A 26234-nucleotide genomic window follows, 5' to 3' on the forward strand; every position below is an offset into this window, starting at 1 on the left:
TCTTCTGGGCGATATCGTTTTCCCGACATTCTCTATCTCCTTGAATGCAGCCATTTGTTTCCTTGTTCGTGGCTGCGTTCAAAGGGGTCGGGTCAAAGCGGGTCTATCGCATCTGGCGGCATGAGGGGCTGAAAGTTCCCCAGAAGCAACCGAAACGCGGGCGTTTATGGCTGAATGACGGCTCCTGCGTGAGGCTCTGGCCGCAACACCGCAACCATGTCTGGAGTTATGATTTCGTGATGGATCGAACCCATCACGGCAAACCGTTCCGCATGCTGTGCGTCATTGATGAGTTCACACGTGAGTGTCTGGCGATCCGGGTGGAGCGACGGCTCAACGCGAGGATTGTCCTTGAGGTGCTGGCCGATCTCTTTCTCTCGCACGGTCCACCGGATCACATTCGTTCCGACAACGGGCCCGAATTTATCGAAAAGGCATTGCGCGCATGGCTGGCGAGGCTCGGCGTCAAGACGCTCTACATCGAACCGGGAAGCCCATGGGAAAACGGCTATTGCGAGAGCTTCAACTCCAAACTCAGAGACGAACTGCTCGCGCGGGAAATCTTCTACACGATGAAAGAAGCGAAAACCCTGATCGAATGGTGGCGCGAGCACTTCAACACGTTCCGTCCGCATTCATCGCTCGGCTACAGACCGCCTGCGCCGAAAGCCATCTTGCCAAAGCCGTTCATGCCGCCTTACATTGAGGGCGTGGCGGCATGAACGCCGCTGCACAACCCGCCGAGTCTAACAATTGGCTTGGAGCACCTCGATGGGTCAGGCCACTTCGGTACCCTTCGCGTCCCAATTGATGTTTGATAAAGTCTCTGCTTCGGGTTGCGGGTGGGGCAATGCTAAACACACAAAATGATAGAGAGTGTTTGGTCGATCAACTATTCGACCAATATTTCGGCAAAAGCCGGAACAAGACAATTGTGGCTTTGCTGCCCGGAGAGGTTCGGTCCCTAAAAGGGCAAACTCCTGCTTCTGGCGAGAAACAACGAGAATTAGATGCTGAGACAGAGTTGCTTCTGTTTTTTGCAGAAGAATATCTAAAGCAATATAAGCATTATGATAACCAGAGAGCGAAGCTGGCCGGGATTCTTGTGGCGGCGGTCGTTGGGTTTTCGTTAGCGCCTTTCAAGCTAATTCTGCCTACTGAAAATGTTGTACCACAAGTCATGCTTGTCATTGCTTCTTGCGCTATCCTGATCACGATTTCCTACTTAAGCAATATTGCTGCGCGCAAACATCGTTTTAGAATGAAGACAGCATATCATCGTTTTTCGCTGGCACGAAAGAGACTTTGTGAGTTACACGAAGCGGCTGAATTAAATGTCATACACGATAAAGGCGAGGAAAATGCACGTGAGGAGTTGCACAAAGATGATCATGAAAAGCTTCACAAAAAACCTGCAAAAGATAAAAATGGTAATCTTAAAAAAGATTCAACAGGGAAGCCTTATCATGAATTAAAAATCGAAGCGCAGACTCGCGGATTGGTGTGGAATCGTCTGCCTTGGATTGTCGGCATCTATACTGTAATTTATTTGGTTGTGTATGTCTTAAGTCTGTCCACTGAAATCTTTATGTAAGCACGAGTTTATGGGTGATTTGTAAGGGAGGGGAAACATGTCGCCGCAGTTGCTCGCTTTTTGGCAATTGGTTGCAAATATTGCTTCGACTTTTGCAGCTGCTGGTGTTCTGATTGCATTATGGCGCGTTTCTCATGATATACGCACGCGAAACCAGCAATCATTTTTTTACCTGCATCAATATTTGTCGCAAGAGGAATTTTCGGTAGCACGTAGAGAGCTTCGGACACGTCTTCACAAGCTGGACTATTCTCAATGGACACCGGAAGATAAGGGATTCGCGAATCGCGTCTGTGCAAGTTACGATCAGGCTGGCATTTTGATCACTGGCGGCATCGTCGATGCACGGAGTGCAGATGTTTTTCTCAGATCATCATGGGGTGAAAGCATTTGCCATCAGTATGAAATACTGAAAGAATATCTTGACGATGCACAAGTTTAACTAGGACATCAATCAATTCGTGGCAGGGATTTCTTTGTGCATTTCGGAGATTTGTACAAGCTGGCCTGCAAGTTCCATCGTAAAAACTGGTTGGGTAAAATACCGCCATGGAGAAAAAAGAATTGAACATTATAAAAAAACTGATCATCAACTCAGGCGGACAATCCGGCGTAGACCGAGCAGCGCTTGATACTGCAGTCAGTAACGAAATTCAATATTCAGGTTGGTGCCCTGCCGGAGGTTGGGCAGAAGACCTGACAGAGCCTCCCGGTCTGCTGGTAAATTATCCGGAAATGAAGGAAACGCCTGATTCTGCTGTTGAACAGCGTACTGAATGGAATGTTCGAGATTCCACCGCGACGCTTATTTTCCTGCCAAATGCTACATTCCGCGACTCACCTGGCACCAACTATACCATTGATATGGCGCATAAGTGGTCCAAGCCTTACGTTGTTATTGACCTGTCGCAGGAATGCCAGCTGGAAAAAATCGTTGGCTTTGTGCAGGGCGTAAATCAACCAGAATTGATATTGAATTTCGCGGGTCCACGTGAGAGTGAGGCTCCGGGGATTTATCAGAAATCAAAACAATTAATCGAGGAATTGCTGAAGACACTACACGTCAAAGAGCTTTAGGGCTCTCTCTAGGCTCAAGAAGAGAGCCGTTTGATTTTTTACCTTTATTCGGCTTCTTCGGTCTCCGCACGTTCACCGCCGCCGTGCTGAGTGTCTGCTCCAAAAAGAGGTGTGTGATTTCAGCGACTTATGATTCTCTGTGATTTGCGACGATCATGGAGGATCACGATGCCTTGGACTGAAATCACACGCCCGCACTATGAGGATAACGTAGGGTTTCTTTCGCAAATTGGATTCTGAGCTGGCGGCTCCCGACTCGGGCTTGAGTGGTTCGAACCATCGAATCATCAAGCAGAGAGGAGAGCCGCCATGGGAGAGGATAGCATTGAGTCGCCTGCTGACGGATGGAGAATGGGAGCTGATTGAGGGTGAGTTTGACCTGCGCCCGGCTTGGCCCTTATTTGAAAGGTGAGTCCGTCAACCGGAAGGAGACGACGGACATGCGCAAATCGCGTTTCACCGAGGATTGGAGGCTGACCGTTCTCGAAGCGAACGCAGCAGCCGGAACATCATCGCGATACTTAGAACCTGAATCACAATGAAGCCTTTTCGATCAAGGTCTAGCGAGCCTGCGTGTAAGGATGCGGATATGAGCGATGAAGAGCCATGCGAGAGCGCTTTCAATCGTCCGCTCCCAGTCTTTGGCCAACCTGCGGCATCGTCCGAGCCAGGCGAAGGTTCGTTCGACAACCCACCGGCGCGGCAGGACGGTAAAGCCCTTGGCGCTATCGGAGCGCTTGATGATGTCGATCGTCCAGTCGCCGATTTTCGTCAGGGCCCGGCGCAATTTCTTGCCCGCATAACCGCCGTCGGCGAAAACATGGCGCATCCAGGGAACCCTGTGCCGCGCCTCGCCGAGCACTGCGGGCGCGCCATCGCGGTCTTGAATGTCGGCGGCGTGGACGAGCGCAGCAAGAAGAAAGCCCTGTGTGTCGGTGAGAATATGGCGTTTACGTCCCTTGATCCTTTTGCCAGCGTCGAAACCCGAAATCCCGCCGCTTTCGGTGGTTTTCACGCTCTGGCTGTCGATGACGCCCGCGGTCGGCTGCGCCTCGCGGCCCTCCCTCTCACGCGCCGCGGCGACCAGCCTGTGGCTGATGATTTCAAGCAACCCTTCGTCGCGCCAGCGGTAGAAATATTTCTGCACCGTCGAGAACGGCGGGAAATCCTTCGACAACAGCCGCCACGCGCAGCCCGCCGCCGCGAGATACATCAGCGCGTTCACAATCTCCCGCATCGGCCATTTCGGCGGGCGCACCAAACGGCGCGGCGCCGGCAACTCACCCTCAATCAGCTCCCATTCGCCATCCGTCAGATCGCTTGCGTAGCGCGCGCAATGCCGCTCATAGTGCGGGCGTGTGATTTCAGTCCAAGGCATCGTGATCCTCCGTGATCGTCGCAAATCACAGAGAATCATAAGTCGCTGAAATCACACACCTCTTTTTGGAGCAGACACTTAGAAGGCGTCTGGAAAGCGATATCGCCGTGAAGAAATCATATCGAAGTTGCGCGACGCGGAAGTTTATCTGGCCGAGAGTGTCATACCAACTTCGCTGAACATCACGCATTTATCTAATCACTAGAGCCGATGGACGTGATGCGCCATGGCTGATCGATGAGTTTGTTCCAAGTGAACCGCACCGGGATTGCCGGAGACTCCAAGCAGATGGGCGGTCTCGGGGTCTGGCTCGCCCGACGCCCCCGCCCAGGGCTCGGCGAGGCGCTCCGCCAGCTGATCGACCATATCGGCAATCTCGCGCCAGTCGCCCGGCTCGGCCGCGGCGATGGCCACGGATAGCGCGTCCATCTCGTCCGCCAGCGCGCGGCGTTCGTCCTCCGCCCGCTGATCGTCCGCCGCCGTCGCGTTATCGAGCTCCCACAAGCGCAGCCTGTGCTGCGCCGTGCGCCATGCGCCAGCGCCGGCGCAGGTCAGCGACGCTTTCGGTCGTCTCTCTTGCATCGAACATCGTCGTTCCTTACCGTTCTCTTCCGCCATCCAGGCGGGCATCGACAGAAGATGATGACATCCCTGCTGACATCCGCGCGAACCGATGCGGATGCGAGCGCGCCGAAAATCCGAGAAACCGCCCACGGAACAATGGCGTAATCCGTAGGCGCATTTTTTCCTTGCGTTCCGGCCCGGGGAGCCATCAGCCTCAAGGCCAGGGCGCTGGTCGGGCGGGCGGCGGGACCTCAAAGAACCGCCCCCAAAGCGAGGACGACCGCAAATCCCGTCAAGCCGACAAGCGTCGACGCGACAGTCCAGGATTTGAGCGTCTGCATTTCCGTCAGCCCCAAATAGCGGCTCACGAGCCAGAAGCCGGAATCGTTGACATGGGAAAGCACGGTCGCGCCAGCGGCGACGGCGACCGCGGCGAGCGCCGTTTCGACCGCGTCCGCGCCGACCGCCTGCGCGACAGGCGCAGCGAGGCCGGCGGCCGTGATCATCGCGACGGTCGCCGATCCCTGGGCGATCCGGATGACGGCGGCGATCACGAAGGCGAAGCCGAGGAGCGGCAGCCCTGCGTCCGCCACGGCCTCGGCGATGCGCACCCCCGCCCCGGAGTCGACCAGCACCTGTTTGAAAACGCCCCCGGCGCCCGTCACGAGGATGACGGCGCCGGCCGGCTCCAGCGCGCGCGCGGCGGCCTGATTGAGCGCGCGCGCGTCGAGGCCGAGGCGCATCCGGGCATGGGCGTATGAAAGCGCCACCGCGATGAGCAGCGCCGTGAACGGATGACCGATGAAGCGCATGGTCTCAGCCGCGCAGCCGGACAGTTTTGCGACATCGACGACCGTCGCGCCGGCGATCAGGACGAGAGGCAGGAGAATGAAGACGAGCGCCGCGGCCAGACTCGCCCGCCGCTTCGGCGGCTCAGGGCCGGCCTGATCCGCCCGCGGCTGCTCGGGAAAGCCTTCCGCCCCCTCCGCCGGCGCGCGCCCGTCGCGGAAAAGAACGTACGCGAACAAAGGACCGCCGACGGCCGCGGCGGGAATCCCGGCGAGCGCGCCGAACAGGATGACAAGCCCGAGATCCGCCTTCATGAGCGCGGCGACGGCGACCGGGCCCGGCGTCGGCGGAATGAAGGCGTGGGCCGCGCCGAGGCCAGCCAGCAGGGGAACTGCAAGGAAAAGCAGCGGACGCCCCGCCCTGGCGGCGAGTCGGAACAGCACGGGCGCCAGGATGATCAGCGCGACGTCGAAAAAGACGGGAATGGCGACGATGAGGCCGATGAGCCCCATCATCCACGGAAGGCGCGCCGCGCTCTTCCCGCGAACAAGGGCCGCCGCGACCGCCTCGACGCCGCCGGCCCGCTCCAGGAGCGCGCCGAGCATGGCGCCGAGGCCGACGACGACGGCGATGAACCCCAGCACGCTCCCCATGCCGGCGCGGATCGTCTCGGCCATGTCCGTAGGCGGAACGCCGAGCAGAAGGCCGGCGCAGGCGCTGATCAGCATGAGCGAGAAAAACGCGGGAACCTTGAGCCTTACGATCAGAAGCAAAAGGGCGAGGACGGCCCCGGTCAGAACGAGGCCGAGATAGAGCGGCGAGGCGGGATCCATCATCCTGGCCTATCGCGCGTTCACGGCAATGCGCGCGAGAAGCGATTGCGAAGTAAGATAAAGATACGCGCCGTCGCCATCGAGCGCGCAATTGGCGATCGGCAGACCGGTCTCGACGACGCCGAGAAGCGCCCCTTCCGGAGAGAGAACCAGCACGCCGCCGGGACCTGTCGCGAACAGCGCGCCGCCAGGCGCGACGGCCATGCCGTCAGGCAGCCCCGGCGCGTCTTCGCCCTGCAAAGCGCGCGCGTCGAAAAAGACGCGCGAATTGGCGATCCCGCCGTCGGGCGCGCGGTCGTACGCCATGATGACCGGATGATCCGGATCGGAGTTCGAGACGTAAAGCGTGCTCTCATCGGGAGAAAGCGCGACGCCGTTCGGAAACGTCAGCGCATCGATGATGCGCTCGAGCCGTCCGTCGGGATGCAGCGCGTAGACGCCGTTGACGGCGAGCTCCTTCTCCGGCGCCGCGTTGAGTCCGCGCAGCCCGTAAGGCGGGTCCGTGAAGTAAATGACGCCGTCTTTCGCGACGACGAGATCGTTCGGACTGTTGAAGCGCGCGCCCTCGAAGCGGCCGACGACGATTTCCCGGCGCAGCGTCTTGCGATCGAGGCGGGTGATCGCCCGGGCGCCGTGATCGCCGAGAAGCAGGGCCGAGGAACGTTCAGGATCGCGCGCCAGGCCGTTCGCGCCGGGCTCGCGCATGGCGGACGCGTCCTCGCCGGCGCCGCCGGAGGGCTCGAGAAACAGCTCGACGCCGCGCTCGGCCGTCCAGCGATACATGCGGTTCTTCGGCACGTCGGTGAAATAAAGCGCCCTCTCCTCTTCTATCCAGACAGGACCCTCCGCCCACTGAAATCCGCTTCCCAGAATTTCAAGCTTCGCCCCGGGAGGAACGAGCGCGTCGATCTCCGGCGCAAGGCGCCGGACGCGGCCGGCTTCGCCGCCGGTCGTTCTTGTTTCGACACGCGTGGCGATCGCAGGAGCCGGCGTCGCGAAATGGGCGGTTTCCGTAATCTCTATAGTCTCGCGCAGACGAATATCCGCCGAAGACGAACCGATCATGAGTTCGACGGCGCCGGGCTCGACCGTCCAGCGCCCCTCATCGTCGTAAAACGCGAACTGCGCCGGCGCGAGGGTGAAGACGATCTGCGCCGCTTCGCCCGGCGCAAGACGCACGCGCCGGAAGCCCCGCAGCTGCTTAACCGGCCGCGCGACGCTGGCGACCGGATCGCGAATGTATAGCTGGGCGACCTCTTCGGCGACATGCGCGCCGGCGTTCGAAAGCGTGAACCGGACTTCGACTTCGTCCCGCGCGCCGATCGAGCGTTTCGAAACCTCAAGACCGGAATAGTCGAAAGGCGCGTAGCTCAATCCGTGGCCGAAAGGAAACAGGGGCGTGATCGGAAGATCCAGATAGCGGGTCGTATCCTTGCCGGGGTCCGGATCGGCGGGCCGGCCCGTGTTGCGATGGTCATATATGACGGGCGTCTGCCCCGTCCGGCGCGGAAAGGCGGCAGGCAACTTGCCTCCCGGCGGCGGCGCCCCGGTCAGGATGTCGACGAGCGCAGGACCGGCTTCGACGCCGAGAAACCAGCTTTCGAGAACCGCGTCGGCGCGCTCGACGACCGACTCGACGGCGAGCGGACGGCCGTTGGCGAGAATGACGACGGTCGGCTTGTCGAGCGCCAGAACGGCGTCGGCGAGTTCCTGCTGAGGCGCGGGAAGCTCCACGCTCGAGCGGCTGCGCGCCTCGCCGCTCAGGTCGTAGTCCTCGCCCACGACGAGAATCACGAGATCGGCGCGCCTTGCGGCCCGAACCGCTTTCCTGACGCCGTCGCGATCGATCGTGCGCGCATCCGCGCCGGGCTCGTATTCGATCTTCGCGTTCGCAAGTCTATCGCGCAACGCCTGTACGAAGTCGATCACGTCGGACGGATCGCCCTGCGCGCGCCACGACGCAAGCTGCGAGAGCGCGTCTTCGGCAAGCGCGCCGACCACCGCCACTCGCGAAAAACCGTCCGTCAGCGGCAGCAGACCGCCTTCGTTCTTCAGAAGCACGATGGATTTGCGCGCCGCCTCCCTGGCGACGGCCCTGTGCTCCGCAGACAGAAAGACCTGCTCGCGCGCGCCGTCATGATACTGATAGGGCCGATCGAACAGGCCGAGCGCCCTTTTCGCCTTCAGCACCCGCAGCACCGCCTCGTCGAGGCGGGACGCCAGAGCAGGATCACGTCGAATCGCCTCTTCCAGATCGTCCGCGAAGACGCCGCTCATCATGTCGACATCGACGCCGGCGTCGAGCGCGAGCGCGCCGGCCGCAGGGCGATCCGGGGCGACGCCGTGCTCGATGAGCTCGGCGACCGCGTTCCAGTCGCTCACCACGACCCCTTCGAAGCCCCATTCGCCTTTCAGAAGATCGCGCACGAGCGCCCTGTTGGCGGTCGTCGGCGCGCCGGCGATATCGTTGAACGCCGTCATCATCGCGCCGGCGCCGGCTTTCGCCGCGGCGTAAAAGGGAGGCAGGTAGACTTCGTGAAGCGTGCGCGCCGAAATATCGGCCGAGTCATAGTCCCGTCCGCCCTCCGCCGCGCCGTACGCCCCGAAATGCTTCGCCGTCGCCATGATCGTATCGGGCGCGGCGAGGTCTCCATTCTGATAGCCCTCGACCTGAGCGGCCGCCATGACCGATCCGAGATAGGGATCGGCCCCCGCCCCTTCGACGATCCGCCCCCATCTGGGATCGCGCGCGATATCGATCATCGGCGCGAACGTCCAATGAAGGCCCGCGGCGGACGCCTCGACGGCGGCGACCCGGGCCGCCTTGCGCACGATCTCGGGATCGAAACTCGACGCCATCGCGATGGGAGCCGGGAATATGGTGCGATAGCCGTGCACGACATCCATCGCGAAAAGAAGCGGAACGCCGTGAGGGGAGTCTTCGACGGCGGCCTTCTGAAGATCTTTCAGAAATTCCGCGCCGGCGACATGCAGATAAGAGCCTGCCTCGCCGCGCCGGATTCGCTCAAGCTCCGCTTCGTCGATCCTTGAGTTCAACGCCTTGCTTCGCCCGCCCGCGATCTGGTTGAGCTGGCCCAGCTTCTCGCGAAGCGTCATGCGCTCAACGAGCGCCTGAAGCGCGCTGTCGCTAGGCGCTGCGCGCGCGACATGATGAAAAACAAAGGCCTGAGCGACGACAAGCGCGCAAATCAGACGGGCGAAGCCCGCCGCCCACGATCGCCCGCGCGCGGGCGGGCCTGCCGGCGCGTCTCCAGTCTTGCCCATCGTCTCGCCTCCCCTTATTCATTAAGAACATTGTTTTTATAAAAGGTCGCGGGTTTGGCGTCTGTTTTCAAGCGAGAAATGCGGGCGGCCGTCGCCGGATGCGCGCCAGCGGGAGGAACGCCATGCAATCGCGCATTTTCAAGACGGCGATCGCCGCCTTTGCAGCAGGGAGCGCGCACGCCGCAGCGGCGGAGCTGGCGCTGAACGACGCCGGCTATTACGAGACGCGCGGGCTCAACGTTCTCGTTTTCAGCAACTGGTACGACAGCCTTTTCAGCGATTCGAAGATCAGCGGCGTCGAGATCATTCATCACGAGGAAAGAACGGCGACCAATGGCGACGTCCGCCTGAGCGCGACGCCCGGCCAATGGGATCCGATCGGCCGATTGCTCGACCGCACGATCGACCCCGAACGGGGAACGATCGAAGCCACGCTCGCCTATCCCGAATATGATTTCACATACGTGATAAGGGCTGAAGCGCGCGACGACGGCGTCGTCCTTTCCGTCAACCTCGACGCGCCCTTGCCTGAAGCGCTCGAAGGCCGCGCCGGGTTCAATCTCGAATTCCTCCCCGCCGCCTATTTCGGCAAGGCGTTCATCGCCGACGGAAAGAGCGGACTTTTTCCGCGCTACCCGGCGAGCGACATGGGGCCGGTCGAAAACGGGCGGGCCGAGCCCTTGCCTTTCGCTGCAGGCAGGTCCGTCACGCTGGCCCCGGAAGATCCCGAACGCCGCGTCGTCGTCAGGTCCTCCCGCGGAGAGATCGCGCTCTATGACGGTCGCAACCAGGCGCAGAACGGCTGGTACGTGCTGCGCACGCTGATCCCCGCTGGCGAAACGGGCCGCGTCGTCGAATGGACGCTGACGGGCTCGACGATTGCGGACTGGGTTCGCCCGCCCGTCGTCTCCTACTCCCAGGTCGGCTATACGCCCGCGCAGCCGAAGGTCGCGATCGTCGAGCTTGACAAAAACGACCGCCCGGCGAAGACGGCGCGGCTGCTCAGAGTCGACGCGGACGGCGGCGTCGAAACCGCCTATTCGGGACCGGTCGAGCCCTGGGGCGCTTATCTGCGCTACAATTACGCGACGTTTGATTTCAGCAGCGTCACGACGCCCGGCCTCTATGTCATCGAGTATGACGGGGCCCGCTCAGCGCCGTTCTCGATCGACAAAGACGTTTACGCGACGACGTGGCGTCCGACGCTCGACATATTCTTTCCCGTGCAAATGGACCACATGTTCGTCAACGAGGCCTATCGCGTCTGGCACGGCGAGCCCCATCGCGACGACGCGCTACAGGCGCCCGTCGATCACGAACATCACGACCTCTATCGCCAAGGGCCGACGACGGACACGAGATTCAAGCCGATGGAGCACATTCCGGGCCTCAACGTCGGCGGATGGTTCGACGCGGGCGACTACGACATCCGGACGCAAAGCCAATATGCGACCGTCCTCAGCCTCGTCGCCGCATGGGAAGAGTTCAGGATCGATCGCGACACGGCGACGGTCGACTGGAATCGGCGCTATGTCGACCTGCACATGCCGGACGGCGCGCCGGACATTCTCCAGCAGATCAAGCATGGAACGCTGCACCTCGTCGCTCAGCACAAGGCCGTCGGCCATGCAATCAACGGCATCGTCGAGCCGGATCTCGATCAGTATACGCATCTCGGCGACGCCAGCGCCAAGACGGACAATCTCGTCCACGATCCGCGTCTCAAGCCGGGAGAGTCGAAAAACGGACGCAGCGGCGTCAAGGACGACCGATGGGCGTTCACGAATAAATCGAGCGCGCTCAACTACGGCTCAGCGGCGGCGCTTGCGGCGGCGAGCCGAGCCCTTCGCGGCTATGACGACGCCCTCGCCGAAGAAGCCTTCGCGATCGCCGCGCGCGTGTGGGACGAGGAACGATCTCATCCGCCGCATCTGTTCCGCCACGGCAATACGACGGGCGGTCCGCTCGAAATCGAGGAGTTCAACGCCGCGGTCGAACTCCTTGCAACGACGCAGGACGACAAGTACGCCCGGCGCGTCGCCGAGCTGTGGCCCGCCGTCGAAGACCGGTTCTCTCTCGTCGCGCCGATGGCGCTGAAGGCCGCGCCGTTCATGCCCGAGGATTACCGGGCGAAGCTTGAATCGGCCGCACGCGCCTTCAAGGCGCACACGGATGAAATCGCCCGCGCCAATCCTTTCGGGACGCCGATCACGACGGGCGGCTGGGCCGGCGCCGGCGCCGTCGTCGAATTCGCAATCGCCAACTACGTCCTGCACAGGGCGTTTCCGGAGATCATCGGGGACGAGGGCCTTTTCCGCGGTCTCGATTACATCTTCGGCCGGCATCCGGCGTCGAACCTTTCGCTCGTCTCCGCGGTCGGCGCGCGCTCGAAAGAGGTCGCCTACGGAACGAACAGGGCGGATTTCAGCTTCATCGCGGGAGGCGTCGTGCCGGGCGTCCTCATTATCAAGCCCGATTTTCCCGAGAACAAGGAGAACTGGCCATTTCTGTGGGGCGAGAATGAATACGTCATCACGCTCGCCGCGCGGTACCTCTATCTCGCCGCCGCCGCTGACGCTTTGGCTCATCGGGAGGCCTCGTCCGCGCAACCTCGCTGACGGCATACGCGTTAGGGCGGCGCCCCGAGGCGGCTTCGCGTTCTATTTGCACCCGCACGATCATTAGCCCGGGAGGCGACAAATGACAGGAAACAGCATCTCGCCGCGCGCGTCCGCGATGTTTTCTGCTGTTCGCCTCATAGCCTTCGTTGCGGGCTTTTTTGTGATCTACGCCCCAACCGGCCCCGCGTCATCGGCCCACGCAGCAGAAAGCGTCGCCTCCCCCGACGGCGGCATCTTGGCGACGGTCGATCTTGATGCGGACGGGAGGCCGTTTTACCGGATCGATTATCGCGGCGAGACGCTGATCGCCGACTCCGCGCTCGGTCTTGATTTCGGCCAGGACGGATCATTCGGAGACGGCCTGTCGCTAAAAGCCGTCTCGCGCCGGCGCGGACAGGGCCGCTTCGACCTGCCCGGACGCGCGCGCGGAATCGTCGCGCCGTGGCGCGAGATGTCTGTAGACCTCGCCGACGGAGAAGGCCGCGTCTGGCGCATCGTCTTCCGCGCCTATGATGAAGGCGTCGCCTTCCGCTATGAGTCGGCGCGCGCGCCGGCGTATCTTTACGCCGAGCGCACCGGTTTTTTCTTCGCCGGCGAGCCGGTTTGCCACGGCGTGAACATCGGGCGCTGGAACTCCTCCTTCGAGGGAGAATACGATCCCGCGCCGGCGTCGCTGATCCGCCCGCACCATCTTTATTTCGCGCCGCTCGTCTGCGAGACCGGCGGCGCCGCCTTCGCGATCGCCGAGTCCGACCTGCGCGATTACGCCGGCATGTTTCTGCGCGGGCGCGATGACGGCGGCATGGGCGTCCAGATCGCGCTGCCGCCGCGCCATGACGGACTCGCCGACTCCGTCGGCCGGCGCGTCGCGGTGAAAACCGCGACCGGCCGTTTCCGCACGCCGTGGCGCGTCGTGATGATCGCCGATCACCCCGGCGCCTTCATCGAATCGACGCTTGTCAGCGCGCTCGCGCCGGCGCCGTCCGGCGATTTCTCCTGGGTCAGGCCCGGCAAATCCGCCTGGGACTGGTGGAACGGGCCGACGCTCGCCGCGGTCGAAAATCCCGGCGTCAACGACGAGACCGAACGCGCCTTCATCGACTTCGCCGCAGAGGCCGGGCTCGAATACGCGCTGATCGACGAAGGCTGGTACGCGACGCAGGCCAGCCCGACGACCTTTCATTATCGCGGCCAGGGCGACGTTACGCGCATGGCCGGGCCGCATATCAACATTCCTGCGCTCGCCGCTTATGCGAAAGAGCGCGGCGTCGCCATTCTCATCTGGGCGCATTGGCGCGACGTCGAGGAAGACATGGACGCCAAATTCGCGCTGTTTCGCGAGTGGGGCGTCTCCGGAATCAAGGTCGACTTCATGGACCGCAACGACCAAGAGATGGTCGACTTCTATCACCGCCTGCTCGCAACGGCTGCGCGGCATGGACTGAGCGTCAACCTGCACGGCGCCTTTCCCCCCGCCGGCCTCTCGCGAACCTATCCGAATTATCTGACGCAGGAGGGCGTGCTCGGCGCGGAATACAATAAATGGTCCCGCCGCATCACGAGCCGGCACAATGTGACGCTCGCCTTTACGCGTTTGATCCTCGGACCGATGGACTACACGCCGGGCGGCTTCCGCAATGTCAGCCCCGAAGAGTTTTCGCCGCGCTTCATCGCGCCTCAGGTGATGACCACGCGCGGACAGGCGCTGGCCATGTATGTCGTCTATGAAAGTCCGCTGGCGATGGTCGCGGACACGCCGGACGCCTACGCGCAAAGCCCCGCGGGATTCGATTTCATCCGGCTTGTTCCGACGGACTGGGACGAGACACGGTTCCTGGGCGGCGACATCGGCGAATATGTCGTCGTCGCGCGCCGCAAGGGGAAACGCTGGTTCGTCGGCGCGATGACCAACGAGGCGCCGCGCGAGATCGACGTTCCCCTCGACTTCCTCGAAGCCGGCGCGCGCCTCTGGGGGGCCCGTCTGTGGCAGGACGGCGCCGACGGCCCGGCGAGCCTCGCCGTCTCGCAGCGCGACGTCTTCCCGGGTGAAACGCTGCGCCTGACGCTCTCAGCCGACGGCGGCGCCGCGCTCGTGCTGGAGCCGCAATAGCGCGCTGGCGTCGTCTCGCAGCGAGGGATTACCGCTGAAAGTCGTAAAAGGCGCCCATGCCGAGCAGGTCGGCCAAAGCGTCGAGCGCGGCGAAGGCTTCTTCCATGAAGGCGGGGTCGCGCAGATCCTCGACCGAAAGGCGGTCGCGGTAATGTTCGTCCACCCACGATTCGAGCGCGTCGATCTTGCGCGCATCGAGCAGGAAGCTCTGGTTGACGGCCCGGCGCTCTTGCGCGCTCAGCACGACGCGCAGGCGCAGACAGGCCGGCCCGCCGCCGTTTCGCATGCTTTCGCGCACGTCGAGAAAGATCGCGCGGTTGATCGGGTTGTTCGCCGCGACGACCTCGTCGATGAAAGCGCGCGTGCGCGGATTCTCTTCGGACTCGACGGGCAGGATCAGCGCCATCTCGCCGCCTGAAAGGCTTACGAGCTGGGAGTTGAAGAGATAGGACGAGACCGCGTCGTCGAGCGAGACGGCGCGTGACGGCGCCTCGACGATCTCGACGAAGGGCGCGGCGGCCCGGATCGCGTCGAGCGCGCGCGCGCGCGTCTCGAAGCTTTCCTCGTGCAGAAAGAGCACGTTGGCGTTCGCCACGCCGACGACGTCGTTGTGGAAGGCGCCGGCGTCGAGCGCGGCGCGCGCCTGTCGCACGAAGACCGTGCGCTCGCGCGCGAGGCCGTGCAGGCGCGCGACCGCCTCGCTCGCGCGCTTTTTCTGCCGGGCCGGGAAGCGCTCGCCGTCCTCGCCATAGACGAACAGATGCACGCCCGGCGCGCCGTGCTCCGGCGCGAGCCGGCCGTGATTGGCCGCGCCCTCGTCGCCGAAGTGTACGCCGCCCGGCAGCGGCGCGTGATGAACGAAATGCGCCGGGTCGGCGAAGATATGGCGCAGCGCGCGGGCGGTGTCCGGCGCCTCGATCGCGCGATGGAAATTCGCCGCCAGATTGGCCGGCGTGAAATGAACCTTCCCGTCGGGGGTGTCGGGCGACGGCGCGACGGTGGCCGCGTTCGCCGTCCACATGGAGGAGGCGGAGTAGACATTGGCGAGGACGTCGGGCGCGGCCTTCGCGGCTTTCTCGATCACCTGCCGGTCGCTTCCCGTGAAGCCGAGCGCGCGCAGGCTCGGCAGATGCGGGCGCGGCAGGGGCGGCAGAAAGCCCTGAACGCAGCCGAGCTCAAGAAGCGCGCGCATTTTGGCGAGGCCCTGTCTGGCGGCGCTTTTCGGGCTGGAGACCGCGCCGGCGTTCTTCGCCGAGGCGACATTGCCGAGGGCGAGCCCGGCGTAGTTATGCGTCGGGCCGATCAGCCCGTCGAAATTGACTTCCGCGTAACCGGTCATTTTATTCCTTACTCTGATCTCTCACTCCGCTCATCCCGGCGAAGGCCGGGACCCAGACTGACTCAGAAATGAATCCCGGCCTTCGCCGGGATGAGCGGGACGTGGATGGCGAATAACGGTTTCACGCCATATCGCCTGCGCGACTTCATGCGGAACAAAAACACTGTCAGCAGCCAAAGCCCGCCCGTCATCGCAGCAACCCCGACCAGAGCTATCCACGTGTCTGACCTGCATGTTCCAGAAACACAGACAACGAACACGATCAGGTTGTGCGCGGTCCACACGAAGGCTCCAAACAGAGAGAGCCACGCCAGAACCGTCAAAACCCGTTTGCCCGCCATGTCAGCGCTTCTACCTCACCCCCACCTGCCCTTCCGGCATCCCGAGCAGCGCCTCGCCTTCCATCGAAGCCACCGGATAGGCGCAATAATCCGCCGCATAATAGGCGCTGGGGCGGTGATTGCCGGACCGGCCGATCCCGCCGAAGGGCGCCGCGCTCGACGCGCCGGTGGTCTGCCGGTTCCAGTTGACGATTCCGGCGCGCGACAGCGCGAAGAACGTCTCCCACTTTTTCGCGTCGTCAGACAAAAGCCCCGCAGCGAGGCCGTATCTGGTGGCGTTGGCGCGTTCGACGGCGGCGTCGAAATCCTTCACGCGCCAGACCTGGAGCATCGGGCCGAAATGCTCCTCATCCGGAACCGCCTCGGCGTCGGCGACGTCGAGGATGCCGGGCGAGACGAAGGCGGCGCCCTCGTCCTGCACCGACAGGGTGCGGATCGCTTCCGCGCCCTGCTCGACGAGGGCGTCGAAGGCGCGCTCCAGCGCCTCGGCCGCCTTCGCCGTAATCACCGGCCCCATAAAGGGTTGCGGTTCGTCGAAAGGCGCGCCGATGACGAGCCGGTCGGCGAGCGCGGCAAGCGCGTCCACATAGCGCTTGCCGCGCGCATCGTCCGGCACGATGAGCCTGCGCGCGCAGGTGCAGCGCTGGCCGGCGGACAGGAAGGATGACTGCACGACCGTCCAGGCGGCGGCCTCGACATCCTCCGTGTCCCACCAGATGAGCGGGTTGTTCCCGCCAAGTTCGAGCGCGAGGATTTTCTCCGGCCGGCCGGCGAAGGCCCTGTGGAAGGAAAGCCCCGCGCGCGCGCCGCCGGTGAACAAAAGCCCGTCGATGCGCTCGTCGTCGACCAGCGCCTCGCCGGTCTCGCGCGGGCCCTGCACGAGATTGACGACGCCGTCCGGAACGCCCGCTTCGACCATCGCCCGCACGATGAACGCGCCCGGCCCCGGCGCCAGCTCGGAAGGCTTGAAGACAAGCGCATTCCCGGCGATCAGCGCCGGGACGATATGCCCGTTCGGCAGATGCGCCGGGAAATTGAACGGGCCGAGCACGGCGAGAACCCCATGCGGCTTGTGGCGCAGCATCCCGCGCGTCGGCCCGCTTGCGGTCTCCTTCACGCCCGTGCGCTCACGCCAGGCGCGGATCGAGATATCGACCTTGCCCGCGACGGAGGCCGCTTCGGTTTTCGTCTCCCAGAATGGCTTTCCGGTCTCGCGCGAGATGAGGCGCGCGAGATCGTCGGCTTTTTCTAGGATGATGTCGCGATAGCGCTCCATGATCGCGATCCGCTCCTCGACCGGCCTGAGCGCCCAGCCGCGGAAGGCGCGGCGCGCCGCGCCGACCGCCTCGGCGACGTCCTCGCGGCTCGCCGCCGGACCTTCGAACACGGTTTCGCCCGTGCACGGATCAAGAGAACGGAACGGCGCGCCGGCGCCCTTGCGCCATTTCCCGTCGATGAAAACTGTATCGGTCATGTTCGCGTTCCAGAATTGAGCAGGCGCCGGCCTGCTGGCGGCGGAAAGCATGGCCGGCGATTCGCCGCGCGCGCAGGTCCTCCCTCATTCCCGGCGCGCGGGCCCTCCCGCCGGATCATTAAGGCCCATCGTCCGTTCACCATTTCACCCAGCGCACGCGGGCGCCTTTGTCCACATTCAGCGCTTTCGCCGTCTCGCGGTCGATGACGATTTCCTCGCCCGCGACCTTCGCTTTCGCGCGGCAGGCGCGGAACGCCGCCACGGCGCCGGCGGCCAGAATCGAGTCTTCGCCGGCTTCCGACTCGACAATGTCCGAAACCGCAAGCACCCGGCTTTCCCGTATGGTGCGGATGTTCTTGGTCTTCGCCTCCACCAGCGGGCCGGCGTCGAAGATGTCGATATAGTCGTCGAACTCGAAGCCTTCGTCGAGCAGCATCTTGTAGGCCGCGACGGCGTTGTCGTGCGGCCGGCCGAGACAGTCGCGCGCCGCCGGCGGCAGCAGGCAGACATAGATCGGATAGCGCGGCATCAGGTCGGCGATGAACTGGTTGCCATTCGCGGCGTTGTGAACGTCGGCCTCCTCGAAATCCATTTCGAAGAAATGCCGGCCCACCGCGTCCCAGAAAGGCTGGGAGCCGTCGGGCGCGCGCCAGCCGCGAAGCTCGGCGCAGATATGCTCGGCGATGATCTCCGGCGTCTGGGCGATGAAGAGATAGCGCGCCCGCGCCAGCAGCTTGCCGAAGCCGCCGCCGCGTATCTCCGGCGAGACGAACAGCGAGCCCACTTCCGCGCTGCCGGTGAAATCGTGAGTCGGCACCAGCACGCGCCGGCTGATGCGCTTGTTCAACTGCTTCGAGGCGTGGAAGGTCCAGTTTATCTTGTAATTGACGAAGCCGGAATCGAGACCGATGGCGGAAAAAACCGCCGCCGTGCCGACGGCCTGGCCGTCGCCGCGATCGAGCGTCAGCATGTAGACCTCGCCGCCGGGCATGCTTGCGTCCCTGGCGAAGCTTTCGACCGCGAAGGCGATGCGCGCGCGCAGCGCCTGCTCGTCCGCAGGCAGATTCGTCATGCCCCCGCCGGACTGGCGGGCGAGGTCGAGCACCGCCGGGAAATCCGACTCGCGCACGGGGCGCAGGAACGGCTTCGTCATCGCGCGGTCTCCGCCTCGGGCTGCGCGCCCGGATTGGGAATGTCGCCAGCCGCGACGCGCAGCAGCAGGAGCGCCGACAGCTTCGCGCGCTCTTCGAGCGAATCGAGCCTCACATATTCCTCCGCGCTGTGAATGTTCGCGCCGCGCACGCCGAGCGTGTCGATCACCGGAATCCCCGCCGCAGCGATGTTGTTGCCGTCGCAGCATCCGCCTGTCGGCTTCCAGGCTATATCGAGGCCGAGCTCGGCGCCGACGCCCTTGAGCGCCTCGAAGAACGCCTGAAGCCGCGGGGTCATCGGCTTGGGCGGCCGGCCGAATCCGCCATGCAGCCGCGCGCCATAGCCCGCGCGCGCGTCGATTTCGGCGATGAGGCGTTCGGCCTCGCGCAAGAACCACTCGGCGTCCTCAGGCTGCTCGACGCGCACGTTGAAGCGTGCGACCGCCCGGTCCGGCACCACATTGTCCGGCCCGCCGCCATCGAGTCGCGCCACATTGACGGTGAGTCCCTCGCGCCTGCCCGACAGCGCGTCGATGCGGGTCATGAACTCCGCCGCGGCGACCACCGCGTTGCGCCCGAGATGGTGCTCGCGGCCCGCATGCGCGCTGCGGCCCGTAAAAACGGCGGCGAAATTGCCGCTGCCCTTGCGCGCCCCGGCGAGCGTGCCGTCGGCGAGCGCCGGCTCATAGACGCAGGCGAAGTGCGCGCGCCGCGCCGCGTCGGTCAGGATATGGGCCGAACCGTGCGAGCCGATTTCCTCGTCGGCGTTGATGACGACCTCATAGCCGATCCGCTCGGCGAGCGGCGAATTCTCCACCGCCCTCAGAGCGTAGAGCATGACCAGAAGCCCGCCCTTCATATCGGCGCCGCCGGGCGCGTTCAGCACATCCTCGTCGAGATAGCGGTCCGATTGAAAGGGGTGATCGGCGCCGAACACCGTATCCATGTGCCCTGCGAGCAGGACGCGCACCGGCGCCTGCGGGCGCTTCACGAGGCGAAGGCAGTCGCCGACCGTCTCCTTGACGATCTCGCCGCTTTCCGTGACGACCTCGTAGGGGCGCGCCGGAACGGCCTCCGGCGCGGCGCCAAGCGCGGCGAAGGCTTCGGCGAGGGCGGCGCGCATGGCGGCGAGCCCTTCGAGATTGCGGCTGCCCGAATTGATCGCGCACCAGTCCCGCAGGGTCGCGGTCATCTCGGCCCGCTTGCCGTCGAGGAACGACAGGGCGTGGGAAAGATCCATGTTTCCAGCCATAGGCGCGACAGGACTAGCGCCCCGGCCGGGAACCGGCAAGGAGGCGCCCGCCCATGGGCGGCAAAGCCGCAAATCGAGGCGGCCTGAAGCCCGTCCGCGCGCGAGCAGCGGTCATTGTCCTTGGCGGCTGAACCTCTCTATAGTCCGCGCAGCCTCGCCCCGGCGCGCCATGCGCGCCGGCCCGTCGTTTCCGCTCCGCCGCCGCTGAAGTTCCGTCCGCATGTTGCGCATCATAGAACGTTTCCTGGTTTTCTGGGCCGAGGCCGCCCGGCGCGGGCGCTGGGCGATCGTGGCGCTCTTCATCGCGGCGACGGCGCTCGCCGGCTGGCATGCGGCGACCCATCTCAAGGTCAACACCGACACCAGCGAGATGCTCGACCCGGACCTGCCGTTCCAGCAGAACGCCCGGGCGCTGCGCGAGGCCTTTCCGCAAATCAAGACCGACGTCATCGTCATCGTGAAGGCGGATACGCTCGACGAGGCGGACGCCTTCGCCGGGCTTCTGCGCGGGCGGCTTCTCGCGCAATCCGACGTCATAAGCGCAGTCTTCGCGCCGGCCGAAGAGCCGTTCTTTCTTGAAAACGGCCTGCTCTACCTCGATACGGCCGATCTCGAATCGCGGCTGGCGCAGATGACCAAGGCCGCCGGGCTCATCGAAACGCTGGTCAAAAGCCCGACCGCCGATACGCTGTTCCAGACGCTCGCCGACAATGACGCGCTCGCCGAGCGCGCCGACCTCGGTCAGGAGACCCTCGCCGATATTTACGCCGAGCTGGCCGATGTCGTCGAAGCGAGTCTGGCCGGCGAGCGGCGGCCATTCTCATGGATGGGCGCGCTCGATGCGGGCGAACCGGGCTCGAACGGTTTTCTTCGACTCGTCTACGCCACGCCCGTGCAGGACTTTTCGCGCCTGCAGCCGGCCAGGCCCGCCATCGAGGCCATTCGCCAGGAAATCGCCGCCCTCGAGGCGAACTTTCCCGGCGTCGTGGAGACCTACGTCACCGGCGACCCCGCGCTGCGCGGGGAAGAGCTTGAATCGGTCACGACCGGGATCGGCCTGTCGTTCCTGCTGTCCTTCGCGCTGGTCTCGCTCCTGCTGATGATCGCCTATCGCTCCGCAGCGCTGGCGGCCGTGACGATGGCCTCGCTTACGGTGACGCTCGTGCTCACCACCGCCTTCGCCGCGATCGCGGTCGGCGAGCTTAATCTGGTGTCGATCGCGTTCACGGTGCTGCTCGTCGGTCTCGGCCTCGACTTCGCGATCCACCTGCTTCTGCACGTGCAGGAGCGTCGCGCGGCCGGGCAGGCCACACGACAGGCGCTGTTCGGAGCGATGCGCGAGGTGGGGACGGCGATGGCGCTCGCCGCCGCGACGACGGCGCTCACCTTTTTCTCCTTCGTGCCTACCCGTTTCGACGGCATCGCCCAGCTCGGCGTCATCGCCGGCGCGGGCGTGCTGATCGCCTTTTTCGTCTCGGTGACGTTCATTCCGGCGCTTCTCGGCGCGCTGCCCCGGCCGCACGCTCCGCGCGCCGGCGGCGGAATCCGCAAGTTTTTCGCGCTTATCGAGAAAGCGTCCGCGCCCGTGGCGGCGGCGACTATAGCTCTCGGTCTGGCATCGCTTGCGCTTGCGCCCAAGGCGCGCTTCGACGCCGACCCGATGTCGCTGCGCGATCCTGACAGCCAGTCGGTCGTCGGCTTCAACCTTCTGTTTACGGATGAAGACACCATCCCTTATCGGCTGTCGCTTCTGGTCGGCGACGCCGAGGAGGCCGATCGCGCCGCCGAGAAGGCGCGGCGCATCGAGACCGTCGCCGGCGCGCGCTCCTTGCCCGACTTCGTGCCGGAAGACCAGGACGCCAAGCTGGAGCTCATCGACTTCGCCGCCGGATCGCTCATCTTCGCGCTCGACGCCGAGCCGGCGCCGGCCGCACCGACGGGCGACGGCCTCGCCGCTCTCGAAGAGCGCCTTAATGAAGCGTACACGGACGGCCCCCAGGCGAGGCTCGCCGCCCTCCTCGCTGAGGCGCGGCGCGCGGCCGATCCGGAAACGCTCGCGCGAATCGAGCGCAACATCTTCGCTTTCTGGCCGCATCTGATCGAACGCCTGCGCGCCCAGTTCAACGCCGACTACGTCGATCTCGACTCCCTGCCAGAAGCGCTCGCCCGGCGCTACCGATCCGAGGACGGCGTATGGCGAGTCGACTTTCTGCCCGCAGAGGACGTGCGCGACCCGGCGGCGCTTGAACGCTTCGTCGACGCCGTCTCCGCGGAGTTTCCGGACGTGACCGGCGGGGCGCTGCAGACCAAGAAAGCCGGCGACGTCATCTCCGCCGCCATGCTCGAAGCCACCGGCCTTGCGCTCGTCGTGATTGCGATTTTCCTGTGGCTGCTGGTCCGTCGCCTGATGCTCGTCTTTCTCATGATCCTGCCGCTGATGCTGGCCGCCGCGCTGACGACGGCCGCCGGCGTGCTGCTCGACATTCCGTTCAACTACGCGAATGTGATCGTGCTGCCGCTGCTGCTCGGCATCGGCGTCGACAGCGGCATTCATCTCGTTATGCGCCAACAGCAGATTCGGGCCGGAGAAGGCGTCTATGGCACCTCGACCCCTCGGGCGGTGCTGTTCGCGGCGCTCACGACCGTGGCCTCCTTCGGCTCGCTGATGCTGTCCCCGCATCGCGGCACGGCGAGCATGGGCGAGCTTTTATCGATCGCTCTCGCGTTCACGCTCGTGTGCACGCTAGTCGTGCTGCCCGCCGCTTTCCGGTTCGGCGAAGCGCGATCGCGCAACCGCGCCGCAAAACGCCGTAAGAGGATGCAACAGGCCGAATGAGGCGCCTTTCGCCAGCCGTTCGGCGGGACCGGGCCCTGTTCGTCGGCGGCGAAATTCGCCACTATGGCGCTTCAAAGGCGCCGCATTCCCCGTTTATATGCCGGCGTCCCTTCGCGCTGTACATGAGAAAGTCCGTTCGATGACCAGGTTTCGCCCCGCCCTTTTCGCCGGCCTCGCCGCCGCGGCGCTCCTCGCTGGCCCCCCGTCCGGCCCCGCTCTCGCCGCCGCGCAAGACGCCCCCGAGGCCGCGCCGGATGGCGACGGCGACGGCGCGGCGATGGTCGCCGCCGCAATCGCCTTCGCCCAGGAGCTGACGGACAAAGCCACCGCCGCGCTTACCGACGAGTCTGCAAGCGAGGCGGAGCGACTCGACCGCTTCCAGCTCGTGCTCGCAGAGGGACTCGCCCTCGACGTCATCGGCCGTTTCATGCTGGGCGAAACGCGCAAGGCCATGACGCCGGAGCAGATCGCCCGCTACGAAGCGGTCTTCCCCGACTACATTACCCGGCTCTACGCCGAGCAGTTCTCCGACATCGTCGGACGCAAGCTCGAAGTCCTGGAGGCGCGCCAACTCGGCGCGCGCGACGTCATCGTGCGCACGCAGTTCCCGCGCAGCAACGGCGCGCCGATCATGGTGGACTGGCGCGTGCGCGAACTCCGGGATGGCAGGCGGAAGATGATCGACATCATCGTCTCGGGCGTGTCGATCATGCTGGTCAAGCGCGAGGAGTTCTCCGCCTTCGTCGCCCAGAACGGCGTCGACGCCCTCATCGAGCGTCTCGAAGCGGAAGCCTGGGGCGAATGATGAATCTCGTCACGCCTTCAGGCGATAGCCGGTCTCGAAGATTCGCCAGATGACGATCAGACACAGCGCGAGAAAGCCGAGCGTCATCGCGAGGCTGATCCCGATCGATACGTCGCCCGAGCCGAAGAAGCTCCACCGGAATCCGCTGATTAGATAGACGACCGGGTTGAACAGCGAGACCGTCCGCCAGAATTCCGGCAGCATGTCGATGGAATAGAAGCTGCCGCCGAGAAAAGTCAGCGGCGTGATGACCAGCATCGGAATGAATTGCAGTTTCTCGAAATTGTCCGCCCATATGCCGATGATGAAGCCGAACAGGCTGAAAGAGACGGCGGTGAGGACGAGAAACGCCAGCATGGCCGCGGGGTGGGCGATCTCGTACGGCACGAAGACGCGCGCGGTGACGAGAATGATGAGGCCCAGAATCACGGATTTCGTCGCCGCCGCGCCGACATAGCTGATCACGATTTCAACGGCTGAAATGGGCGCGGAAAGAATTTCGTAGATCGTCCCGGTGAATTTCGGAAAGTAGATGCCGAACGAGGCGTTCGAAACGCTCTGGGTCAGGATCGACAGCATGATGAGGCCCGGAATGATGAAGGCGCCGAAAGCGACTCCGTCTATCTCTGTCATGCGCGAGCCGATGGCGGCGCCGAAAACGACGAAGTAAAGCGTCGTCGTCAGCACCGGCGAGACGATGGTCTGGAACAGCGTGCGCCAGGCGCGCGCCATTTCGAACAGATAGATCGCGCGGATCGCGTGAAGGTTCATGGCGTTTTCCTGACGAGACTCACGAAGATTTCCTCAAGCGAGCTTTGCTTTGTGTCCATGTCGGTGAAGCGCAGGCCCAGCGCGTCAAGATCGCGCAGAAGTCGCGTCACGCCAGTGCGCTCGCCCTGCGTATCGAACGCATAGACAAGGCGCCGGCCGTCGTTTTCAAGCCCAAGGTCGTAGCCGGCGAGCGCTTCGGGCAGGCGTGCGAGCGGCTCGACGAGTTCGAGGGAAAGCTGCTTCTTGCCGAGCTTCTTCATCAGCGCCGTCTTCTCCTCGACGAGGATGATCTGACCCTTGTCGATGACGCCGACGCGGTCGGCCATCTCTTCGGCTTCCTCGATATAGTGCGTGGTCAGAATGATGGTGACGCCAGAAGCCCTTAACCCCCGCACCATGTCCCACATGCCGCGGCGCAGCTCCACGTCGACGCCCGCCGTCGGCTCGTCGAGGAAGAGGATCTGCGGCTCGTGCGAAAGCGCCTTGGCGATCATGACGCGCCGTTTCATGCCCCCCGAAAGGGCGAGCAGCTTCGCGTCCTTCTTGTCCCAAAGCGAGAGATCCTTCAGCACCTTCTCGATATGCGCCGGATCAGGCGGCTTGCCGAAGACGCCGCGGCTGAAGCTGACCGTCGCCCAGACGGTCTCGAACATGTCGATGGAGATTTCCTGCGGCACGAGGCCGATCTTCTTTCGCGCCGCGCGGAAGTCGCGCACGACGTCATGACCGTCCGCGAGAATGCGCCCTGTCGTCGGATTGATCAGGCCGCAGATGGCGCTGATGAGCGTCGTCTTGCCGGCGCCGTTGGGCCCGAGCAGCGCGAAGATCTCGCCGCGTCGGATTTCAAGGTCGACGTTCTTCAGCGCCTGAAAGCCGCCGGCGTAGGTCTTGGAAAGGCCCTGCACCGAGATGATTCCCGGCGGCGGCGCGGCGGCGTCAGGCGGACGCGCCGCTGGCTCCTGTACGAGCGTGTCGGAAGGCATGAGTTCTCCGGGCGGGCGGCAGGGACGGCGCGGATCACGTAAGCGCGGCCTGCGGTTCGATCAAGGCGCGGCGCTAATGCTTCCGTCTGAAAACGAAATCCGCCGCTCCCTTGAGCGGTTCGGCGCGCGCGCCGAAGCGGGCGAGGCGCGCCTTGGCGCTCTCGACGAGAGCGCGGGCCTTGTCGCGCGCGCCTTCGGCGCCGAGGAGCTTGACGAAGGTGGCCTTGTCCATGTCCGCGTCCTGGCCGACGGGCTTGCCGAGCGCTTCGGCGTCGCCGAAAGCGTCGAGAAGGTCGTCGACGATCTGGAAGGCGAGCCCCAGATCCTCGGCATAGGCCGCGAGGGCGGCGATGGCGTCGGCGCCGGCCTGGCCGACGATTCCGCCGCCGATCGCCGAGAAGCGGATGAGCGCGCCGGTCTTGAGGCGCTGCAACTCCTCGATGCCGGCGAGGTCGAACGTCTTGTGTTCGGCGTAGATGTCGATCATCTGCCCGCCCACCATGCCGGCCTTGCCGGCGGCGCGGGCGAGTTCGAGGGCGAGCGCGCAGCGCACCGCCGCGTCAGGGTGGGTCTCCGGCTCGGCGAGAATCTCGAAGGCCTGGGTGAGCAGCGCGTCGCCGGCCAGAATCGCCGTCGCTTCGTCGAACGCCTTGTGCACGCTCGGCCGGCCGCGGCGCAGATCCGAATCGTCCATCGCCGGCAGGTCGTCATGGATGAGCGAGTAGCAATGGATCATCTCCACCGCGCAGGCCGCCCGGACCGAGCGCGCGCGGGGGGCGTCGAACATGTCCGCCGCCGCGATCAGCAGGAAAGGCCGCAGCCGCTTGCCGCCGTCGAGCGCGCCGTGGCGCATGGCGTCGACCACCCGGCCGAGCGGGCCTTCCCGCCGGGGCAGAAAGCCGTCGAGGGCGGCCTCGACAAGCGCGGCGGTCTCCTTGATGAGCGCGTCGAAGGACGCGGCGGCGGTCTGCATCGGGCGATCCCCTTCCCTGCGGGCGGCGCAAGGCTCCTTAGACGGGGCCGGCGACAGG

General features: G+C 64.4%; 19 protein-coding genes and 1 pseudogene. 8 read left to right on the forward strand and 12 right to left on the reverse strand.

The features are described 5' to 3' along the window. Nucleotides 1-86: 86 nt before the first annotated feature. The 4 genes and pseudogenes from CHB64_RS09740 to CHB64_RS09745 all read left to right on the forward strand — a co-directional run. Nucleotides 87-722: pseudogene (locus tag CHB64_RS09740) on the forward strand (IS3 family transposase); the annotation flags it as partial. Nucleotides 723-934: 212 nt separating this feature from the next. Next, nucleotides 935-1594, forward strand: a complete 660-nt coding sequence (locus CHB64_RS15090) for a hypothetical protein (protein ID WP_159462469.1) — start codon at nucleotides 935-937, stop codon at nucleotides 1592-1594. A 37-nt stretch (nucleotides 1595-1631) separates the two neighbouring features. After that, a complete protein-coding gene (locus CHB64_RS15095) occupies nucleotides 1632-2036 on the forward strand; it encodes a DUF4760 domain-containing protein (protein WP_143265988.1) in 405 nt (134 codons plus the stop codon). A 107-nt stretch (nucleotides 2037-2143) separates the two neighbouring features. Continuing rightward, entirely contained in the window at nucleotides 2144-2671 is a 528-nt protein-coding gene (locus tag CHB64_RS09745; protein ID WP_089412443.1) for a putative molybdenum carrier protein, read from the forward strand. Between the two features lie 553 nt (nucleotides 2672-3224). On the opposite strand, the gene CHB64_RS09750 is transcribed toward CHB64_RS09745, so the two are convergent. From CHB64_RS09750 to CHB64_RS09765, 4 genes are all read right to left on the reverse strand, one after another. Continuing rightward, the gene (locus tag CHB64_RS09750; RefSeq protein WP_089412444.1) at nucleotides 3225-4049 is read right to left on the reverse strand and encodes an IS5 family transposase; all 825 of its coding nucleotides are present in this window, start codon (nucleotides 4047-4049) and stop codon (nucleotides 3225-3227) included. Nucleotides 4050-4250: 201 nt separating this feature from the next. Beyond that, a complete protein-coding gene (locus CHB64_RS09755; RefSeq protein ID WP_143265989.1) occupies nucleotides 4251-4631 on the reverse strand; it encodes a hypothetical protein in 381 nt (126 codons plus the stop codon). 233 nt (nucleotides 4632-4864) lie between these two features. Further along, nucleotides 4865-6238: a GntP family permease gene (locus tag CHB64_RS09760; RefSeq protein WP_200815316.1), complete on the reverse strand. Its 1374-nt coding sequence runs from the start codon at nucleotides 6236-6238 to the stop codon at nucleotides 4865-4867. 6 nt (nucleotides 6239-6244) lie between these two features. Continuing rightward, nucleotides 6245-9520, reverse strand: a complete 3276-nt coding sequence (locus CHB64_RS09765) for a glycoside hydrolase family 3 N-terminal domain-containing protein (RefSeq protein WP_089412447.1) — start codon at nucleotides 9518-9520, stop codon at nucleotides 6245-6247. A gap of 122 nt (nucleotides 9521-9642) precedes the next feature. On the opposite strand from CHB64_RS09765, the gene CHB64_RS09770 reads away from it, so the two are divergent. Together CHB64_RS09770 and CHB64_RS09775 are read left to right on the forward strand one after the other, a co-directional pair. Beyond that, the gene (locus CHB64_RS09770; protein WP_089412649.1) at nucleotides 9643-12138 is read left to right on the forward strand and encodes a glycoside hydrolase family 9 protein; all 2496 of its coding nucleotides are present in this window, start codon (nucleotides 9643-9645) and stop codon (nucleotides 12136-12138) included. Nucleotides 12139-12256: 118 nt separating this feature from the next. Then, entirely contained in the window at nucleotides 12257-14251 is a 1995-nt protein-coding gene (locus tag CHB64_RS09775) for a glycoside hydrolase family 97 protein (RefSeq protein ID WP_260167667.1), read from the forward strand. Between the two features lie 28 nt (nucleotides 14252-14279). Here CHB64_RS09775 and astB read toward each other — a convergent pair whose 3' ends face one another. The 5 genes from astB to CHB64_RS09800 all read right to left on the reverse strand — a co-directional run bounded on the left by astB (nucleotide 14280) and on the right by CHB64_RS09800 (nucleotide 19796). Next, the gene (gene astB, locus CHB64_RS09780) at nucleotides 14280-15590 is read right to left on the reverse strand and encodes an N-succinylarginine dihydrolase (RefSeq protein WP_089412449.1); all 1311 of its coding nucleotides are present in this window, start codon (nucleotides 15588-15590) and stop codon (nucleotides 14280-14282) included. Between the two features lie 62 nt (nucleotides 15591-15652). Continuing rightward, the gene (locus CHB64_RS09785) at nucleotides 15653-15931 is read right to left on the reverse strand and encodes a hypothetical protein (RefSeq protein WP_089412450.1); all 279 of its coding nucleotides are present in this window, start codon (nucleotides 15929-15931) and stop codon (nucleotides 15653-15655) included. A gap of 10 nt (nucleotides 15932-15941) precedes the next feature. Further along, entirely contained in the window at nucleotides 15942-17405 is a 1464-nt protein-coding gene (gene astD / locus CHB64_RS09790; protein WP_089412650.1) for a succinylglutamate-semialdehyde dehydrogenase, read from the reverse strand. 136 nt (nucleotides 17406-17541) lie between these two features. Next, the gene (locus CHB64_RS09795) at nucleotides 17542-18558 is read right to left on the reverse strand and encodes an arginine N-succinyltransferase (protein ID WP_089412451.1); all 1017 of its coding nucleotides are present in this window, start codon (nucleotides 18556-18558) and stop codon (nucleotides 17542-17544) included. Next, nucleotides 18555-19796: a hydrolase gene (locus tag CHB64_RS09800; protein ID WP_089412452.1), complete on the reverse strand. Its 1242-nt coding sequence runs from the start codon at nucleotides 19794-19796 to the stop codon at nucleotides 18555-18557. Before CHB64_RS09800 ends, CHB64_RS09795 begins: the two co-directional genes overlap by 4 nt. A 232-nt stretch (nucleotides 19797-20028) precedes the next feature. Between CHB64_RS09800 and CHB64_RS09805 the strand changes: the two genes are divergently transcribed. Then, the gene (locus CHB64_RS09805) at nucleotides 20029-22644 is read left to right on the forward strand and encodes an MMPL family transporter (RefSeq protein ID WP_089412453.1); all 2616 of its coding nucleotides are present in this window, start codon (nucleotides 20029-20031) and stop codon (nucleotides 22642-22644) included. A gap of 139 nt (nucleotides 22645-22783) precedes the next feature. Beyond that, a complete protein-coding gene (locus CHB64_RS09810) occupies nucleotides 22784-23449 on the forward strand; it encodes an MlaC/ttg2D family ABC transporter substrate-binding protein (protein WP_143265990.1) in 666 nt (221 codons plus the stop codon). A 9-nt stretch (nucleotides 23450-23458) separates the two neighbouring features. On the opposite strand, the gene CHB64_RS09815 is transcribed toward CHB64_RS09810, so the two are convergent. From CHB64_RS09815 to CHB64_RS09825, 3 genes are all read right to left on the reverse strand, one after another. After that, complete coding sequence (locus tag CHB64_RS09815) at nucleotides 23459-24220, reverse strand: ABC transporter permease (RefSeq protein WP_089412455.1); 762 nt, start codon at nucleotides 24218-24220, stop codon at nucleotides 23459-23461. Continuing rightward, nucleotides 24217-25203: an ABC transporter ATP-binding protein gene (locus CHB64_RS09820; protein WP_089412456.1), complete on the reverse strand. Its 987-nt coding sequence runs from the start codon at nucleotides 25201-25203 to the stop codon at nucleotides 24217-24219. The genes CHB64_RS09815 and CHB64_RS09820 overlap by 4 nt, the downstream gene beginning before the upstream one ends. A 73-nt stretch (nucleotides 25204-25276) precedes the next feature. Further along, the gene (locus tag CHB64_RS09825) at nucleotides 25277-26176 is read right to left on the reverse strand and encodes a polyprenyl synthetase family protein (protein ID WP_089412457.1); all 900 of its coding nucleotides are present in this window, start codon (nucleotides 26174-26176) and stop codon (nucleotides 25277-25279) included. Nucleotides 26177-26234: the final 58 nt, after the last annotated feature.

The sequence above is a fragment of the Amphiplicatus metriothermophilus genome, assembly GCF_900199215.1.
GTDB classification, from domain to species: Bacteria; Pseudomonadota; Alphaproteobacteria; order Caulobacterales; family Parvularculaceae; genus Amphiplicatus; species Amphiplicatus metriothermophilus.

Coding starts and splice junctions, on each gene's coding strand:
- CHB64_RS09825 (WP_089412457.1), bottom strand. CDS start 26,176: ATGCAGACCGCCGCCGCGTCCTTCGACGCGCTCATCAAGGAGACCGCC.
- CHB64_RS15095 (WP_143265988.1), top strand. CDS start 1,632: ATGTCGCCGCAGTTGCTCGCTTTTTGGCAATTGGTTGCAAATATTGCT.
- CHB64_RS09795 (WP_089412451.1), bottom strand. CDS start 18,558: ATGACGAAGCCGTTCCTGCGCCCCGTGCGCGAGTCGGATTTCCCGGCG.
- CHB64_RS09760 (WP_200815316.1), bottom strand. CDS start 6,238: ATGATGGATCCCGCCTCGCCGCTCTATCTCGGCCTCGTTCTGACCGGG.
- CHB64_RS09750 (WP_089412444.1), bottom strand. CDS start 4,049: ATGCCTTGGACTGAAATCACACGCCCGCACTATGAGCGGCATTGCGCG.
- CHB64_RS09745 (WP_089412443.1), top strand. CDS start 2,144: ATGGAGAAAAAAGAATTGAACATTATAAAAAAACTGATCATCAACTCA.
- CHB64_RS09765 (WP_089412447.1), bottom strand. CDS start 9,520: ATGGGCAAGACTGGAGACGCGCCGGCAGGCCCGCCCGCGCGCGGGCGA.
- astB (WP_089412449.1), bottom strand. CDS start 15,590: ATGACCGGTTACGCGGAAGTCAATTTCGACGGGCTGATCGGCCCGACG.
- CHB64_RS09820 (WP_089412456.1), bottom strand. CDS start 25,203: ATGCCTTCCGACACGCTCGTACAGGAGCCAGCGGCGCGTCCGCCTGAC.
- CHB64_RS09800 (WP_089412452.1), bottom strand. CDS start 19,796: ATGGATCTTTCCCACGCCCTGTCGTTCCTCGACGGCAAGCGGGCCGAG.
- CHB64_RS09810 (WP_143265990.1), top strand. CDS start 22,784: ATGACCAGGTTTCGCCCCGCCCTTTTCGCCGGCCTCGCCGCCGCGGCG.
- CHB64_RS09755 (WP_143265989.1), bottom strand. CDS start 4,631: ATGCAAGAGAGACGACCGAAAGCGTCGCTGACCTGCGCCGGCGCTGGC.
- CHB64_RS09770 (WP_089412649.1), top strand. CDS start 9,643: ATGCAATCGCGCATTTTCAAGACGGCGATCGCCGCCTTTGCAGCAGGG.
- CHB64_RS09805 (WP_089412453.1), top strand. CDS start 20,029: ATGTTGCGCATCATAGAACGTTTCCTGGTTTTCTGGGCCGAGGCCGCC.
- CHB64_RS09815 (WP_089412455.1), bottom strand. CDS start 24,220: ATGAACCTTCACGCGATCCGCGCGATCTATCTGTTCGAAATGGCGCGC.
- astD (WP_089412650.1), bottom strand. CDS start 17,405: ATGACCGATACAGTTTTCATCGACGGGAAATGGCGCAAGGGCGCCGGC.
- CHB64_RS09775 (WP_260167667.1), top strand. CDS start 12,257: ATGTTTTCTGCTGTTCGCCTCATAGCCTTCGTTGCGGGCTTTTTTGTG.
- CHB64_RS09785 (WP_089412450.1), bottom strand. CDS start 15,931: ATGGCGGGCAAACGGGTTTTGACGGTTCTGGCGTGGCTCTCTCTGTTT.